The sequence below is a fragment of the Acinetobacter zhairuonensis genome, from assembly GCF_022601715.1.
Lineage (GTDB): Bacteria > Pseudomonadota > Gammaproteobacteria > Pseudomonadales > Moraxellaceae > Acinetobacter.
This window is the reverse complement of record NZ_JAKVIM010000016.1, coordinates 72,648-90,513: the sequence shown is the minus strand read 5'-3', so window position 1 is coordinate 90,513 and position 17,866 is coordinate 72,648. Positions and strand designations below refer to the sequence as shown.

Here is a 17,866-nt window from a genome sequence, read left to right as displayed (position 1 = left end):
GGCAATCCAGTCACGGTAAGCAAGACAGTTACGACAGATGCTTCAGGTCACTACAGCAGTGCTGTAACTGCAGCAGACGGTATTGTTGATGGTTCAGCCGTCAGCGTTGTTGCGAATACCACTGACCGAAATGGTCAAGGTGTCGGTCCAGCGACAGACAGCATTGCAGCACAAGGTGATAACGATACAGATCCAACTACACCAGAAGACACTGGTCTAGACTTGGTTGATGGTGCCATCACCGTTGACATCGTTGAGACAGGTGCGATCACAGGAACCACGACAGACGTAGCACCAGGTACAGACGTTGTGTTGACCATCACAGGAACAGATGCCAACGGCAATCCAGTCACGGTAAGCAAGACAGTTACGACAGATGCTTCAGGTCACTACAGCAGTGCTGTAACTGCAGCAGACGGTATTGTTGATGGTTCAGCCGTCAGCGTTGTTGCGAATACCACTGACCGAAATGGTCAAGGTGTCGGTCCAGCGACAGACAGCATTGCAGCACAAGGTGATAACGATACAGATCCAACTACACCAGAAGACACTGGTCTAGACTTGGTTGATGGTGCCATCACAGCTGAAATTGATCCGAAGGCAGGAACAGTATCAGGCACAGTGACCGACGTCCCTGAAGGCGAAAAAGTCATTGTGACCATTGAAGGTGTAGACAAAGACGGTCATCCAGTTAAGGAAGACGTTGAAACTACAGTAGTTGATGGTAAATACACTGTTGATATCCCAGCAGCGATAGTTGATGGTTCGCCAGTTGAAGCAGAAGCGAAATCCACGGACAACAATGGCAAGCCAGTGACTGACACGGCAACGCTAGAAGGCAAGACCGATCATGACAATGATCCAAGCACGCCAGACCAAGGTGGCTTAGACCGAGTTGATGGTGCAATCACAGCTGAAATTGATCCGAAGGCTGGCACAGTATCAGGCACAGTGACCGACGTCCCTGAAGGTGAAAAAGTCATTGTAACCATTGAAGGTGTAGATAAAGACGGTCATCCAGTTAAGGAAGACGTTGAAACTATAGTGGTTGATGGTAAATACACAGTTGATATTCCAGCAGCGATTGTTGATGGTTCAGCAGTTGAAGCAGAAGCGAAATCCACGGACAACAATGGCAAGCCAGTGACTGACACGGCAACGCTAGAAGGCAAGACCGATCATGACAATGATCCAAACACGCCAGACCAAGGTGGCTTAGATCGCGTTGATGGTGCAATCACAGTTGACATCGTTGAAACAGGTACGATCACAGGGACCACGACAGACGTAGCGCCAGGTACAAACGTTGTGTTGACCATCACAGGAACAGATGCCAATGGCAATCCAGTCACGGTAAGCAAGACAGTTACGACAGATGCTTCAGGTCACTACAGCAGTGCTGTAACTGCAGCAGACGGTATTGTTGATGGTTCAGCCGTCAGCGTTGTTGCGAATACCACTGACCGAAATGGTCAAGGTGTCGGTCCAGCGACAGACAGCATTGCAGCACAAGGTGATAACGATACAGATCCAACTACACCAGAAGACACTGGTCTAGACTTGGTTGATGGTGCCATCACCGTTGACATCGTTGAGACAGGTGCGATCACAGGAACCACGACAGACGTAGCACCAGGTACAGACGTTGTGTTGACCATCACAGGAACAGATGCCAATGGCAATCCAGTCACGGTAAGCAAGACAGTTACGACAGATGCTTCAGGTCACTACAGCAGTGCTGTAACTGCAGCAGACGGTATTGTTGATGGTTCAGCCGTCAGCGTTGTTGCGAATACCACTGACCGAAATGGTCAAGGTGTCGGTCCAGCGACAGACAGCATTGCAGCACAAGGTGATAACGATACAGATCCAACTACACCAGAAGACACCGGTCTAGACTTGGTTGATGGTGCCATCACCGTTGACATCGTTGAGACAGGTGCGATCACAGGAACCACGACAGACGTAGCACCAGGTACAGACGTTGTGTTGACCATCACAGGAACAGATGCCAACGGCAATCCAGTCACGGTAAGCAAGACAGTTACGACAGATGCTTCAGGTCACTACAGCAGTGCTGTAACTGCAGCAGACGGTATTGTTGATGGTTCAGCCGTCAGCGTTGTTGCGAATACCACTGACCGAAATGGTCAAGGTGTCGGTCCAGCGACAGACAGCATTGCAGCACAAGGTGATAACGATACAGATCCAACTACACCAGAAGACACCGGTCTAGACTTGGTTGCGGGTGCCATCACCGTTGACGTTCAAAGCAATGGCAATATCACAGGTGGAACAACTGACGTTGAACCAGGTAGTGATGTGACCTTGACGATTACAGGTCAAGACAAAGATGGCAATCCACTAGAACGCGAAGTAACCGCAACTGTAAACGCTGATGGTAACTATACAGCCGAAGTACCAACAGACTTTGCGGATGGTGATATCACAGTGAAAGCAGAAACAGTAGACCGTAATGGTAACCCTGTTGATGCTGAAGACAGCCTATTAAAGACTGACCATGACAATGATCCAAACACACCAGACCAAGGTGGCTTAGACCGCATTGATGGCTCTCTTGAGATTACAGAAATTGATGAGGAAGGAATTGTAAAAGGGCAAACTACGGATGTACCTATCGGTAGTGATGTTGTTTTGACGTTCAAAGATCACAATGGAGATTCAATCAATGATTTATCTACAGGTGCTCCATTAACTGTAACGACTATAGTTAAGTCAGATGGTAGCTATGAAGTTAAATTACCTGAAGATCTCATAGGTTTGACAGATAAAATTAATGTAAAAGCTGATTCATTAGATAATAACGGTAAACCTGTTACTGATAATAAGGATACAGCGCCAGCAGTTGCTGAAGTCACTACAAATGGTGATGATAATTTAACTGGTACTTCAGGCAATGATGTACTTGCAGGTGACACTGGCGGCTTAAAAACTAATTTCATAGCAGCTCATGATTACAATGTATCTATTGTTTTAGATTTGTCTGGAAGTATGCGTACTGGTCAGCTTACTAACCCTACAACAAGCTTCATTGATGCAGCAAAAACAGCATTAAAAGCTTTTGTTCAGCAAATGGCGGATCATGATGGGCAGATTAATTTACAGATTACAAGTTTTGGTGGTTCGAATATTACTCAATCTTCAAATCTGACAAATATTCGAATTAATGACATCCAAAACGTTGATATCGAACAACTCTGGAGTGATATTCAGGCATTACAAGCAGATGGAAATGGAACATATCCGCACCATGGATTTAACAATGCATATCAATGGTTCTCATCTTCAGAAATCGCTGATGCTCATGCGAATGGTTATGAAAATCAGGTTTATTATTTAACAGATGGTAATCCTAGCTCGACAACCCAATCAGGTATTCAGCAGATTGATAATGCTTTTTCCAATATTGTGGGTATTGATGGAACTAAAGTTTTTGCTGTAGGTATTGGTGATAGTGTTGATTTGAAATATGTCACCCGTTATGACAATACAAATATAAATGGTGATTTAATTGCTGGTACTTGGAGTGGAGGGAATTATAGTACTGGTGCTGGTTCCAATACGGGAACGGCTCAAAAAATTACGAATACTGAAAAGTTGATTGCATATCTGATAGGTGGATCTGAAAACTTTGTGCCAGCAGATGTTGGAGATGACACTGTTAAAGGTGGTGCGGGTGATGACATTCTGTTTGGCGATGCGATGAATACCAACTGGATTACAGGATTGGATTCATTGCTGTACCCGCAGTATTCAGGCTATTCACGACTAATTGCCAAACTTAAGGCAGATGGTAGTGTAGGGGCCGATGGTGAACCAACACAGCAACAAATCTATGATTTTGTAAAAGCCAATTACCGTGAGTTTATTGCTGCCGATGCTGCTGACCCAGCAACTAAAGGTGGTATTGATACGATTTATGGCGGTTCAGGCGATGACATTATCATTGCTGGCGCTGGAAATGACATTGTTTACGGTGGTTCAGGCAATGACATCATCTCGACTGGACGAGGTGATGACACCATCATGTATGATGTTCTGAATGCTGCTGATGCAACAGCTGGAAATGGTACAGATACATGGGTAGATTACCAAGCCAACGATAAAATTGAATTTGCTGCTGATTTCTTTGATGGCCTATTGGCTGATCAAAGTAATCTAGGGGACTATATTACTGTAGTAAATGATGGAAATGGTAATGCGGTTATTCAAGTAGATCGTGATGGTAATGCTGCAACTCATACCATGTCTGATTTATTAATCGTTGAAAATCAAGCAGGTTTAGACTTGCAGGATTTACTCGCTAATAATCAGCTTGTCATTGGTTAATGAAATAGAACGGTTATAGATCTTCGGGTCTATAGCCGTTTTTTAATCTTTATTTTTTGATTGATTCACTAATAAAGATGAATAGTAATTGCCAATATGAGTTCCACCTTTCAATCCATAAACAATGGATTTAATTCAGATATTTAAAAATGACTCCCATTAAATCGCGATTAGGCTGGATTTTAGTATCTCCATTCTTCGTTCTGGTCACGCCGGTTAAAGCAGATACTTTTTATGATCATTTAAGTCATAAAAAAGATGAGATACATCAATTGTTTGCCAATGAGCCGAATGATTCTTTTTACAAAGCAAACATTGGAAGGTTGAGTGACTTTGATCTTGTAAGCACATCGATGCCTGAGGAACTTCCTCTGGTGACATCATCTAAAAATCAAGTGAATCAGCAGATCAAAGTGACAGCTTCAAATCAAAATTTTTTAGGGGAAAACCAACAATTAAGTTTTGTGGAGGCTGTACAGCAAGCACTACGGCATCGTCCAGAAATTACTCAAAGCATTGCGACAATAGCGGGGCAGGGAGCAAATATTGATGCAGCAAAAGCCGAATATTTTCCACAAATTTCGGGGGGAATTACGACTGCCGATTTAACGACGGGAGAGCGAGGTCGACAGCTGTATACGCTTTCGGCAACACAAATGCTCTATGATTTTGGAAAAATCAAAAGTTCAGTCGATATTCAAAAAGCGAAACTCTTGCAAGAACAAGCAAATGCTCTGGTCAAGATCGATGATATTGCCTATCAAACTGCAAATGCGATTGTAAATATTAAGCGATATCAAGAGATTGTTCGGATTGCAGATCAGCAAATCAAAGGAATCGCGCGTATTGCTGAAATTGCGAATCTACGCGCAAATGCGGGGATCAGTAGCCAAGCAGATCCAGTCCAAGCACAATCAGACTTGGAAGCGGCTGAATCTAATAAAATTGTTCAAGAAAATCAGCTAAAGCAGTATCAACAAAAATTACGTAATTTGTTGGGGCGCGATGTGTCTAATCAGCAAATTAAAATACCAGAAAGCCTTGTTAAAAAGGCGGGGCTTTATGAACAAACGCAATTTAATCTGGTGCCCGAAATGATGGCAGCTCAGGCTGCAATACAAGTTGCTAAATTTCAAAAAGAACAAACAAAATTGAGTGCTTACCCAACAATCAGTGTCAAAGGAAGCCTCAGTCAGGCATTAAATGGAACAAATCCAAATAATGACAAAGATGATGGTTTCTATAATTCCATCATGCTTGAAGCAACAAGCGATTTTTTTCAAGGTGGAGCCATTCGCTCTAAACAGCGTTCTGCAAGCTATGCAGAAGAAGCCGCGAAAGCTGAACTCAATGCTGTCTATCTTGATGTATTGGATCAAGTGCAGTTGATTCGAGAAGAAATAGAAAATAAGCAAAAGCAGATTCAAATTCTGACCGCGCGTCAGCAATCTACAACGCGGACAAAAGAGCTGTATCAAGAACAATACAAATTAGGAACGCGATCGGTCGTTGATTTATTGAATTCGGAACAGGCCATTCACAGTGCCGCGCAGGAAATAGAGACTGCAAAATATGATATTTACGCCAATTTAGTTCAATACATCAAGATCACAGGGCGTACTCGTGACCTATATCAGTTAAATAATATTTCAATACAAGGGTTTGAAATTCAGCCATGAGCAATGTAATTAATTATCAGCCATGGCTTCAAGCCATTTTGGTTATTGCAAAGCATTATTTGTTAGACCCATCTGAAGAGCGCATTAGACTTCAATTGGATTGGGCACAGCATCAAACTGTCGAGGATGTATTAAGTTTAACTACGCGGCAAATTGGTCTGCATTATCGTAAATGCAATTTTAGCTTAGATGAAATTAGCCCATGGCATTTACCTGTTCTGATTGAAATGCAGGATGGGCAAGTTGGTGTATTCGATAAAATTGATGCGAATGGAAATTTAAGTGTCCAGTTAAGCGGTGATCAAGGACTGGCACAAGTATTCACTTTTGAAACGCTTAAGCCACATGTTGCCAATATTTATGTTTTGAGACCTGAAAAATCAGTCCCTGATGTTCGTGTCGATGAATACGTCAAGCCTTATGATCCAAGTTGGTTCTGGTCGATCGTGTTACGTGATTGGAAACGTTATTTGGATATTATGCTTGCTTCGTTAATGGCAAATATCTTGGCGTTAGCGACGATTGTTTTTTCCATGAACGTTTACGATCGAGTCATTCCTGCCCAATCCGTACCTACTCTATGGGTCTTGGCTGGCGGAGTATTAATAGCAGCAGTATTTGAGTTTTGTTTACGTGTGGCGCGAATTTTTTTATCTGACATCATTGGCAAGCGAGCAGATTTAAGCATTTCTGATGTGGTTTTTGGTCATGCCTTAAGAATCAAAAATAAAGAACGATCAAAATCGACAGGAACATTCATTTCACAAATTAGAGAGCTTGAAGGCGTTAGAGAGTTAGTGACTTCAACGACGATATCGGCCATTGCGGACTTACCATTCTTCTTCTTATTTCTGGTCATATTCTGGTTAATTGGTGGCAATCTATTCTGGGTGATGGTGTTGGTGGTGCCGCTGATGATTCTTCCTGGTCTTCTAATTCAAAAGCCATTGGCTAAATTAGCAGCTGAAGGTATGCGGGAAAGTGCGATACGGAACGCAATGTTGGTCGAAGCCGTTCAAGGGATAGAAGACATTAAACTCTTAAGAGCGGAGTCGCGTTTTCAGAACCAGTGGAACCATATGAATGAAGTCTCTGCCGACATTTCTATGCGTCAACGTAAATTAGTGGGCGTAATGACGGCTTGGACACAAAAGGTTCAAGGCTTAACCTTTGCGATTGTTGTTTTAGTGGGCTGTTTTGCTGTTATGGATGGTGAAATGACGACCGGTGCTTTGGTGGCATGTTCCATTCTTTCTTCACGAATGTTGGCACCTATCGCCCAAATTTCAGGTGTATTGGGGCGTCTACAACAAGCTAAAGTCGCAAAAAGCAGTTTAGATGAATTAATGAAAAAGCCAGTGGATCAGCCGCCACATAGCCATTTAATTCACCGACCAGCCTTGTTTGGTCATTATGAGTTAAATCAAGTCGAGTTTAAATATAGTCAAAATGATGCAAAACCGATTCTCGCTATTCAAAAACTTCAGATTAAAGCTGGAGAGAAAATTGCAATTTTAGGGCGTAATGGCGCTGGAAAATCAACGTTATTGCAATTGTTGGCGGGTATGCAAGAACCTGTAAAAGGTCAGATCAAAATTGACGATATTGTCTTGGGTTTGATTGATCCTTTAGATGTTCGACGTGATGTCGGTCTTTTAAACCAAAATGCGCATTTATTTTTTGGCTCTATTCGCGAGAACTTAAAGTTGGGTACGCCCTTAGCCAATGATCAAGATATTTTTGATGCATTGAGACTTTCGGGGGCTTTGAATTTTGTACAAGAGAAAAAGGAAGGGCTGGATTATCAGATTCTAGAAGGAGGAATAGGTCTTTCTGGTGGTCAGAAGCAAGCTTTGTTATTGGCACGGTTACTTATTCGAAAGCCTAATGTTTTATTGCTGGATGAGCCCACAGCTGCCATAGATGATGTTTCTGAAAAACAGTTTATCGAACAACTGCAAAATTGGTTAGGGCACAAAACACTTATTGTTGCGACTCACCGCCGAGCCATCTTAGAACTGGTTGATCGTGTAATTGTCGTGAATGATGGAAAAATTGTGATGGATGGTCCAAAAGATCAAATTTTGAAACTATCACAACCTAAGCAGCAAATGGGAGCCTAATGATGGGACAAGATCAAGTAATCAGCACAGGCTCTAAGAAAACTAAAGAATTGCAACAGCCATTACCCAAAGTCAGTATTTTCATCTGGATTATTTGTATTGGCTTACTGAGTTTACTCATTTGGGCGTGGTTATTTAAATTAGAAGAAGTCTCGACTGGGACAGGGAAAGTCATTCCTTCCTCGAAAGAACAAATCGTGCAATCCCTTGAAGGCGGAATTTTGACTAAACTGAATGTACGTGAAGGAGAAATTGTAGAACAGGGTCAAGTCCTTGCTCAGCTAGACCCGACTCGTTTTGCATCAAATGTTGGAGAGTCGGAATCATTATTACTGTCTGCCAAGGCAACAGCAGCGCGTCTACGTGCGGAAGTCAATGGAACTAGATTAATTTTTCCTGAAGAAGTCATGAAAGAGCCAGCTCTGGTTAATGCAGAAACTGCACTTTATCACTCCCGACGTTCTAATTTGGAAGAATCCGTCTCTGGCTTAAAACAAGCTTTGGTACTGGTGCAACAAGAGTTAGCCATGACGGAACCTTTGGTTGCGAAAGGGGCAGCCAGCGAAGTTGAAGTGCTCCGTTTAAAGCGTCAGGCAACTGATTTAAAAAATCAAATGAATGATGTTCAGAATCAATACTTGGTTAAATCTAGAGAAGAATTAGCCAAGGCCAATACGGATATCGAAACCCAATCTCAAGTGGTGAAAGGTAAATCTGATACCCTTAGCCGTACAATTTTTAAATCTCCTGTACGTGGCATTGTGAAAGAGATTGATGTCATGACGATTGGTGGTGTGATTTCTCAAAATGGGAAATTAATGACCATCGTTCCTTTGGATGAACAACTGCTTATTGAAGCAAGAATATCCCCACGGGATATTGCGTTTATTCGACCTGAGCAAGACGCTTTAGTTAAAATTACGGCTTATGATTATTCGATTTATGGTGGCTTAAAAGGCAAGGTGACTGTGATTTCACCCGACACGCTCAGAGATGAAGTGAAGCAAGATCAATTTTATTATAGAGTCTACATTCGGACTGATTCAGACAAGTTGATCAATAAAGAGGGGAAGGAATTCAATATTACTCCAGGTATGGTCGCTACTGTAGATATTAAAACAGGTCAAAAAACAATTTTAGATTATTTGATCAAACCTTTTAACAAAGCCAAAGAAGCGTTAAGGGAAAGATAAGATTTTTGATCGGGTTAAGCCAGTAAGATGATTCAACATCATTTTACTGGCTCAAGTTTCATCTAATAGTGATAAATGAGCTATATCTAACAACGCATTCGACTGATTTTCGTCCCAATCTCTTCAAATAAATTTGGAAAAACGTTCATGATAGATGCTGTCTTTGGGCAGTAACTCAAACAAACGCAGGACAGCATCACTTCGCTCTGGCAAGTAACCAATAATTTTTAATAACTGATCGATGTCTTGCAATTGATAAATCAAGTGGCTTAATCGAGCATCAAAACTTTCTCTCCAAGCGCAGAGAAAAGGGCTCTCCGTTTTAACTAAAAAACTGCCTTTATACAAAGAAAAAGTGCTTGCTAAAAATCCAGCATTTAATGAATGTTCAGCTTTTAAGAAATCACATTCAACTTCACAAGTTAATTTGTATATTCGTGAATCGATGCAGTTGGGCAGTAAATTGCGAAGTTGAGATAACTCTGCTTTCAGGGTTTTTACACTCACATCGCGGTCGCCATACAAGGCGTCATGCAGTTCATCTAAACTAATACCATTCGGGCGTAATGCCAAGATACATAAGATTTCTATTTGGCGATGCGTTAACACCAAGGGTGTTCGATTAAATACAACTCTTGGTGTGCCTAATGCACTAATATACAAAATATTTTTTTGTTCGATTAAAAGAGATTGGCGTACCAGATCTGCACAACGCTCAACCGCTAAAACACCTAAAGGTGTATGTTTCTTATATTTAGTCGAAAGGTTAATGACACCATGAAATTGGTTTGAGGTAGGATCAATGATAGGAGCTGCATAACAGACCCAGTCCCGCACGCTATTCATCTGATTTTCATGAGAGTGAACACAGCTAGAACGGTGACTATTGAGTGCCATGCCTATAGCATTCTTGCCCACAGCTTGGGTCGACCAATGCCCACCTTCAACAAAATGAACCTGTTCCGCAGACGATAACATGGTTCGACTGCTCCAAGTCCATAGCAAAGTCCCTTGATGGTCAGTTAGTCCTATTGCCATATCCGAATCATGTGCAATTCTTAATAATTCATCATAAGTATGATGTATGGACCGCTTGAATAGAGAAAACGGCTCTTCATTTGGTAGACGAAGAAGTGGAGCGGCAGTTACATCGACTTGATTGACTAAATGCGTTGTTTGTAAGTCTGGATTTATTTTTTCCATATTATTCATTCCATATTCCTTCATGGTTGAGCAACATATCTATTTGTGTGCAATCAATCGTATTGTCATTCTGGCACGTTGCTCGTTAATAGCATTATTCATTCTGCCAATTGATCTATATTTAATCGGCGGATGTTATCAACCTCTGCAAGAAAAATTTAATAGGAAAAGCTCCTTTTTTCTATCAAATTTTAGTAAACATTTAGTCTGTAGATTCTGCGAAGCATTAAATTGAATTTAATAAATCAATTTTATTAAAGGGTTTAGGCGACTTCTCTCCATAATATTGCTTTTCTGCAAAATAACTGGATCTAACCATGGGTGCACTCCAGATATTCTTGAATTGCAAGAATTGACCATGTAGCTGGTAGTGCTCGAATTCTTCCAAAGCAACAAATCGATGAATCGGAGCATGTGCTTTAGATGGCTGTAAATACTGACCAATTGTGACGTAATCAACCTCATGGTCTCTTAGATCATTCAATAGAACAATCACCTCTGCCTCAACTTCTCCTAAGCCGACCATAAGGCCGCATTTTGTGGGGATATCAGGGCAGTAGTGTTTAAATTTTTTGAGTAAATCTAATGAATGCTGGTAATCAGAGCCTGGTCGCATTGCTTTATAGAGACGAGGCACCGTTTCAATATTGTGATTAAAAACGTCTGGCGGCGTCTTACTCAATATTTTAAGCGCAACATCCGTACGGCCTCGAAAATCGGGAACCAAAATTTCAATTAATGTATCAGGGCTAGTTTTACGTATTTCACGGATGCAATCCGCAAAATGTTGTGCGCCTCCATCCATTAAGTCATCACGGTCAACTGAAGTAATCACAACATACTTGAGGGCTAAGTTTTTCACAGTTTCAGCCAAATGTTGTGGCTCATTCACATCCAATACATTCGGTCGACCATGCGCGACATCACAAAAAGGGCAGCGTCGTGTACAAATATCCCCCATAATCATGAATGTGGCCGTCCCACTACCGAAACATTGCGGTAAATTAGGACAAGCAGCTTCTTCACATACTGTATGTAATTTTTGCTGACGCAGTAAAGCTTTGATTACTTGTACTTCTTCAGGTTGACTAATTTTGCTACGAATCCATTCTGGTTTCTTTGGCATATTTTCAGTTGGAAGCACTTTAATAGGAATGCGTGCCATTTTTTCAGCACCACGCATTTTTTTTCCCTTTGCTATTGAATTATTTAAATCCATTTTAAAAATTCCTTGTTTTTAATTTACACTTTAATTTAAGTTTAATCCTGATTTGAAAATAATATTTTATAAAATAGTCCAAAAAAATAATCATATTAAATAAAGGTTGGTTAAAGGTTTGTTTATGTGTTTTTTTTAATGATTTAAAATATTCTTATTTTTTTAAAAATTATAAATTTATGATTTATATGGATAAGTGTTGTTTTTAATATAATATTTTTTTTAGTCTAATAGGAAAATTATTAAAAATATTCTTATATAAATATACGGTTGAAAAATTCAAGTGCTAATAATTTTATTACTTTGAATTTAATTTTAGCGTTATTGATAAGGATTAATGATATGCAATTAACGGAAGAACAATTGCTGGCAGCATATAAAAGAATGCGCGATATTCGTGAATTTGAAGATCGTCTACACGATGAGAATAATACAGGTGATATCCCAGGTTTTATTCATCTTTATAGCGGTGAAGAAGCAGTCGCAGTAGGTATTTGCGAAAACTTAAGCGATAAGGACTTTATTACTTCAACCCACCGTGGTCATGGGCACTGTATTGCCAAAGGCTGTGACATTCACGCCATGATGTTAGAGATTTTTGGTAAAGATGATGGCTTGTGTCGCGGTAAGGGTGGCTCAATGCACATTGCAGATTTAGATAAAGGTATGCTCGGAGCAAACGGGATTGTCGGTGGTGGTCCTCCTTTAGCAATTGGTGCTGCATTAACCGCGAAAACTTTAAAAACAGGCGGTATTGGACTTTCCTTTACGGGAGATGGTGGCTCGAATCAGGGTTTGACTTTTGAAGCGATCAATATGGCGGTAGTGTTAAACCTTCCTGTTATTTTTATTTTTGAAAACAATGGTTTTGGTGAAGGTACTGCACATGATTATGCCGTAGGCAGTAAAGATATTGCGGGTCGAGCAGCAGGTTTTGGGTTACCCGCTGAAAAAGTAGATGGTACAGACTTTTTTGCAGTTTATGACGTTGCACAAAGAGCGATTCAAAGAGCCCGTCGTGGTGAGGGGCCGAGTGTCATTGAAACCGTGACCAACCGATTTTATGGACATTTTGAGGGTGATCCGGGGTTAATTCGTTCCAAAGAAGAACTTGACTATGTCAAAGAGCATAAAGACCCACTCAAAATTTTCCGTGAGAAAGTGAAGGACCAAATTGATCCAGCCAAATTAGATGCGATTGATGCTCAGTCCAAAGCAAATGTTGATGATGCTGTTGCAAAAGCACGTGCAGCCAAATACCCAGAAGTTTCACAACTGCTCACTGACGTTTATGTCTCTTACTAAAGGAATAGTAAAACAATGCCAAATAAAAGTTATAGAAACGCGATTAAAGAAGCGATTGAATTGGAAATGCACCGTGACCCGAGTGTGATCGTTGTGGGTGAAGATGTACGTGGTGGACATGGTGGTAAAAATACCGATGACAACAAACTCGAAGGTTTTGGCGGTGTACTTGGTGTAACCAAAGGTTTATGGACTGAGTTTGGTTCAGAGCGTGTCATTGATACCCCGATTACCGAATCTGCGATTATTGGTATGGCAGCAGGGGCTGCGGCAACAGGTTTAAGACCTGTCGCAGATTTAATGTTTATGGATTTTTATGGTGTGTGCTACGACATGCTCTATAACCAAGCGGCTAAATTTCGCTACATGTTTGGTGGTAAGGCAAAGGCTCCGATGGTGGTACGCGGAATGATTGGTGCAGGTTTTTCAGCCGCTGCGCAACATTCACAATCACCCTACAACGTATTTGCTTCAGTACCCGGCTTAAAAGTTGTGGTGCCATCCAGCGCCTATGATGTGAAGGGACTATTGATTCAAGCGATTCGAGATGATGATCCCGTTGTCTTTTGTGAGCACAAGTTGTTGTACGACATTAAGGGTGAAGTACCCGATGAGGCCTATACCATTCCATTTGGTGTTGCGAATTATACCCGTGAAGGCACAGATATTACGATTATTGCGCTCAGTCTGATGGTTCATCGTGCCAATGAAGTTGCAGACAAGCTAGCCAAAGAGGGTATTTCGGTCGAAGTGGTGGATCCGCGGACCATTTCACCACTGGATGAAGAGGGTATTTTAGAGTCGGTTGCTTCCACAGGTCGTGTCGTCATTGTAGATGAGTCTGCAGCGCGCTGCGGCTTTGGACATGATGTCGCTGCACTGATTGCCCAAAAAGGTTTCCATTATCTTAAAGCACCGATTGAATTGGTCACACCACCGCATTCTCCAGTGCCATTTTCACCAGTGCTAGAGAAGGAATGGTTGCCAAGTGTAGAACGTATCGAACAGGCTGTACGTAAGACGTTGGAGGCTTAGGATGAGCGAAATTAAAACCTTAGAAATCCCGAAATGGGGTTTGTCCATGGAAGAGGGCACGATTGCCCAATGGCTGATTCAGGAAGGCGAGCAATTTAGTAAAGGGCAGGAAATTTGTGAAATTGAAACCACAAAAATCGTCAATGTGCTTGAAGCGCCTTTCGATGGATTGCTACGAAAAATAATTGCTAAAGATGGCGACACACTTGTTGTCGGTGGTGTGATTGCAATTTGTGCCGATCCTCAAGTTTCCGATGCAGAAATTGAAGCATATGCTCAGTCTTTAGGTGGAGCACCTAGCGGAACTGAACACAAAGCTGTTGCAGTGGTTCCAGAAAAAACAGCAGTGGCTCAAGTTGAAAGCAAAGTGCAAGCTGTTCCTAAACAGCACGGTGTTGAACAAGTTTCTCAACCAGTGACTCAGAGTGGGTATTCAATTCCTGTAACCTTACAAGGTTATCAACATAGCGATGAGATTTTAGCCACACCGCATGCCTTAAAACTGGCTGAAAAGCATAATGTGAATTTGGCTCAAATTTCAGGCTCAGGGCGTGAAAGCCGTATTAGTGTTCATGATATTCAGACCGTAGTACAAACCGCAGGGGGGGCATGGCCAGATGTGCGGCATCAAGCCAGTGCAAAAATCGCGAAATCAACTGCAGATGATAGCCAAGTTCCTGCAACCCCAGTTGCTCGTCGTTTGGCAAAACAATGGGGAATTAATTTACATGATTGCCGATCTTCAGGTACACGAGGGCGCATCTGCAAGGAAGATGTAGAAGCAGTTTATCAGCGCGAAAATGCTGGACAGACTCAACATGCATCGCAGCAGCAGGAAGTCGAGACCGTAAAAGTCACGACCATTGCCATGAATGGGATGCGTAAAGCAATTGCTTCACGTTTACAGGCTGCCAAACGCAATGCGCCACATTTTCGCTTGACGATAGACCTAAATGTTGAAGCGATTCAGGTACTACGTCAGCAAATTAACAGCACGGTACCACAAGTCAAGTTATCCATTAACGATATGCTGATTAAGGCTGCCGCTGCAGCATTGATTAAAGTTCCACAGGTGAATGTCCAGTTTGATGAAGAAAATCAGCAAATTTTGCAGTTTGAACAGGCTGATATCTCGGTTGCTGTCGCAATCGAAAATGGGCTGATCACACCAATTATTAAAGCCGCCAATAGCAAATCTTTGGCGCAAATTTCCAATGATATGCGTGATCTGGCGACACGTGCCAAAACTGGAAAACTGGCACCTGATGAATTTCAGGGTGGAAGTTTCAGCATCTCCAATTTGGGCATGCTGGGCATTAAGCAATTTGATGCAATTATTAATCCGCCTCAAGGTGCAATTCTGGCTTTAGGTGCAGCCGAGAAACGTGCAACTGTAGAAAATGATGGCATCGTGATCCGTGAAATCGTGACGGCAACACTGTCTTGTGATCATCGGGTGATTGATGGTGCTTTAGGCGCTCAGTTTCTATCGGCGTTTAAGCAGTATGTCGAAAATCCTGCCTTGATTTTAGTGTAGGAGCAGAATCATGTCTGATACACAGTTTGATTTGATCGTCATTGGGGCAGGTCCAGGCGGTTATGTGGCTGCGATACGCGCAGCCCAGCTAGGCTTAAAAACTGCAATTGTGGAAAAGCAACACTTAGGCGGAATATGCCTAAACTGGGGTTGTATTCCGACTAAAGCGTTGTTGAGTGGAGCTGCGCTGGCACAGCAATTTAAATCTTCAGAAAAGCTTGGGTTTACTCTAGGCGCAGTAGATTTTGATATTCAACAACTGGTTTGTCATAGCAGACAGGTTTCGGAGCAATTGGTGCAAGGCATAGCTCATTTGCTGAAAAAGAATCAGGTCAAAATTTTTAATGCAACGGCACAGTTTATTGCCAAAGAGCAATTAGAGCTGACCGATGCTCAGGGGCAAAAACAGCAGATTTACGCACCGCATATTATTGTAGCTACGGGTGCAAGTGCGGTCAATTTGCCTCATATTCCTGTAGATGGCCATCATGTCTGGAGCTATAGGGAGGCTTTAGTTCCAGAGCAATTACCCAAGTCTCTTTTAGTCATAGGTTCAGGTGCGATAGGCAGCGAGTTTGCAAGTCTCTATCAAGACTTAGGTTGCCAGGTGACTTTGGTGGATATTGCCAAGCAGATTTTACCTAGTGAAGATATTGAAGTCGCACATTATATGCAAAAGCAGTTTGAACAACAGGGAATGGTTGTATTAACAGGAGCCACTGTAAAAAAAATCGAGATCAAACAGGGGCTAGTGGATTGCCATATAGAAACTTCAGCGGGTGTGCAAATCATCACGGTTGAAAAGGTACTTTCGGCAATTGGTGTTAAAGCGAATGCTCAAAATCTAGGTTTAGAAGCATTGGGCATTGAGTTTGAGCATGGGTATATCAAAGTTGATTCTTGGTGCAAAACCAATGTGGCAGGTGTCTATGCGATTGGAGATGTTGCAGGTGCTCCTTGTTTAGCGCATAAAGCCAGTCATGAAGCCATGCTTTGTGTAGAGAAAATAGCAGGACTGAGTCATGTACATGCCTTAGATCGCACTCAAATTCCTGGCTGTATTTTTACCCATCCTCAAGTAGCCAGTATTGGTTTGACGGAACAAAAAGCCATAGAAGCTGGTTTTAAGCTGAATGTAGGCAAGTTTCCTTTACAAGCCAATGGTAAGGCTTTGGCGCTGGGTGACAGCACAGGTTTTGTCAAAACCATTTTTAATCAAGAAACAGGGGAGTTGTTAGGTGCTCACATGGTGGGTCATGAAGTCACAGAACATATTCAAGGTTTCGCGATTGCAAAATATCTTGAAGCGACCGATGAAAGCTTGGCTCAGGTGATATTTCCACATCCTACTTTATCTGAATCCATGCATGAGTCCGTACTCTCAGCAATGCAGCGTGCAATCCATATTTAAGGAGTCACAATATGCCTAGAGGTTTAAACAACAAAGTCGCTTTAATTACAGGTGCAGCACAAGGTATAGGACGTGGTATTGCTTTACGTTTGGCTCAAGAAGGTGTTCATATTGCGTTAGTCGATCTTAATCAAGAAAAATTGAGTGCAGTTCAGCAGGAAGTTGAAGCGTATGGTGTTAAAGCCACTACATGTCTTGCAGATATTTCAGATCCAATACAAATCAGTAAGGCGATTGATCATGCAGAGTCAACCTTAAATGGCTTTGATATCATGATTAATAATGCTGGTATTGCACAAGTCAAAGCATTAGCAGACGTCACGCCCAGCGAGTTTAATCATATTGTAAACATCAATATTGGTGGAGTGCTTTGGGGAATTCAGGCTGCAGCGAATAAATTTAAGCAGCGGCAACAGACTGGAAAAATTATCAATGCATGTTCAATCGCAGGGCATGAAGGGTTTGCATTACTGGGGGTATATTCGGCAACCAAGTTTGCTGTTCGGGCTTTGACGCAAGCCGCAGCTAAAGAATATGCCAGTGCAGGTATTACAGTGAATAGTTATTGTCCAGGTGTTGTGGGTACAGACATGTGGGTGGAAATTGATCAGCGATTTTCTGAAATTACGGGTGCAGCAATTGGTCAAACCTATAAAAAATATGTAGAGGGTATTGCACTGGGCCGTGCTGAAACACCAGATGATGTTGCGGCATTAGTGGCTTTCTTAGCCAGTGATGATGCGAATTATATTACAGGTCAGTCCATTTTGACTGATGGTGGAATGGTTTACCGTTAACTTTAACATGAGGA

General features: G+C 42.0%; 11 protein-coding genes. 9 read left to right on the top strand and 2 right to left on the bottom strand.

The annotated features are described in order from the left end of the window. From MKI85_RS13090 to MKI85_RS13075, 4 genes are all read left to right on the top strand, one after another. On the top strand, window positions 1-4,350 hold a 4,350-nt coding region (locus tag MKI85_RS13090), incomplete at its 5' end, for a beta strand repeat-containing protein (protein WP_241628223.1). Between the two features lie 149 nt (window positions 4,351-4,499). Further along, window positions 4,500-6,029 (top strand): TolC family protein, encoded by a 1,530-nt coding sequence (locus MKI85_RS13085; protein ID WP_241628222.1) that lies wholly within the window; start codon window positions 4,500-4,502, stop codon window positions 6,027-6,029. Further along, window positions 6,026-8,152, top strand: coding sequence for a type I secretion system permease/ATPase (locus MKI85_RS13080; RefSeq protein WP_241628221.1), 2,127 nt, complete (start codon window positions 6,026-6,028; stop codon window positions 8,150-8,152). Before MKI85_RS13085 ends, MKI85_RS13080 begins: the two co-directional genes overlap by 4 nt. Before the next feature lie 2 nt (window positions 8,153-8,154). Then, on the top strand, window positions 8,155-9,345 hold the full coding sequence (locus MKI85_RS13075; RefSeq protein ID WP_241628220.1) for an HlyD family efflux transporter periplasmic adaptor subunit: 1,191 nt from the start codon (window positions 8,155-8,157) through the stop codon (window positions 9,343-9,345). Window positions 9,346-9,468: 123 nt separating this feature from the next. On the opposite strand, the gene MKI85_RS13070 is transcribed toward MKI85_RS13075, so the two are convergent. Both MKI85_RS13070 and lipA read right to left on the bottom strand, forming a co-directional pair. Further along, on the bottom strand, window positions 9,469-10,557 hold the full coding sequence (locus tag MKI85_RS13070) for a transcriptional regulator (RefSeq protein WP_241628219.1): 1,089 nt from the start codon (window positions 10,555-10,557) through the stop codon (window positions 9,469-9,471). Window positions 10,558-10,774: 217 nt separating this feature from the next. After that, the gene (gene lipA / locus MKI85_RS13065) at window positions 10,775-11,767 is read right to left on the bottom strand and encodes a lipoyl synthase (protein ID WP_241628218.1); all 993 of its coding nucleotides are present in this window, start codon (window positions 11,765-11,767) and stop codon (window positions 10,775-10,777) included. 342 nt (window positions 11,768-12,109) lie between these two features. Between lipA and MKI85_RS13060 the strand changes: the two genes are divergently transcribed. Genes MKI85_RS13060 through MKI85_RS13040 form a run of 5 tightly spaced genes read left to right on the top strand, consistent with a single transcriptional unit; the run spans window position 12,110 to window position 17,852 of the window. Then, complete coding sequence (locus MKI85_RS13060; RefSeq protein WP_241628217.1) at window positions 12,110-13,072, top strand: thiamine pyrophosphate-dependent dehydrogenase E1 component subunit alpha; 963 nt, start codon at window positions 12,110-12,112, stop codon at window positions 13,070-13,072. A 15-nt stretch (window positions 13,073-13,087) separates the two neighbouring features. Further along, window positions 13,088-14,107 carry an alpha-ketoacid dehydrogenase subunit beta gene (locus MKI85_RS13055; RefSeq protein ID WP_142768396.1) on the top strand — a complete coding sequence of 340 codons (1,020 nt, stop codon included), beginning with the start codon at window positions 13,088-13,090 and terminating at the stop codon, window positions 14,105-14,107. A gap of 1 nt (window position 14,108) precedes the next feature. After that, entirely contained in the window at window positions 14,109-15,644 is a 1,536-nt protein-coding gene (locus MKI85_RS13050; RefSeq protein WP_241628215.1) for a 2-oxo acid dehydrogenase subunit E2, read from the top strand. Window positions 15,645-15,654: 10 nt separating this feature from the next. Further along, a complete protein-coding gene (lpdA, locus tag MKI85_RS13045) occupies window positions 15,655-17,055 on the top strand; it encodes a dihydrolipoyl dehydrogenase (protein WP_241628213.1) in 1,401 nt (466 codons plus the stop codon). A gap of 11 nt (window positions 17,056-17,066) precedes the next feature. Continuing rightward, window positions 17,067-17,852 (top strand): acetoin reductase, encoded by a 786-nt coding sequence (locus tag MKI85_RS13040; protein WP_241628211.1) that lies wholly within the window; start codon window positions 17,067-17,069, stop codon window positions 17,850-17,852. Window positions 17,853-17,866: the final 14 nt, after the last annotated feature.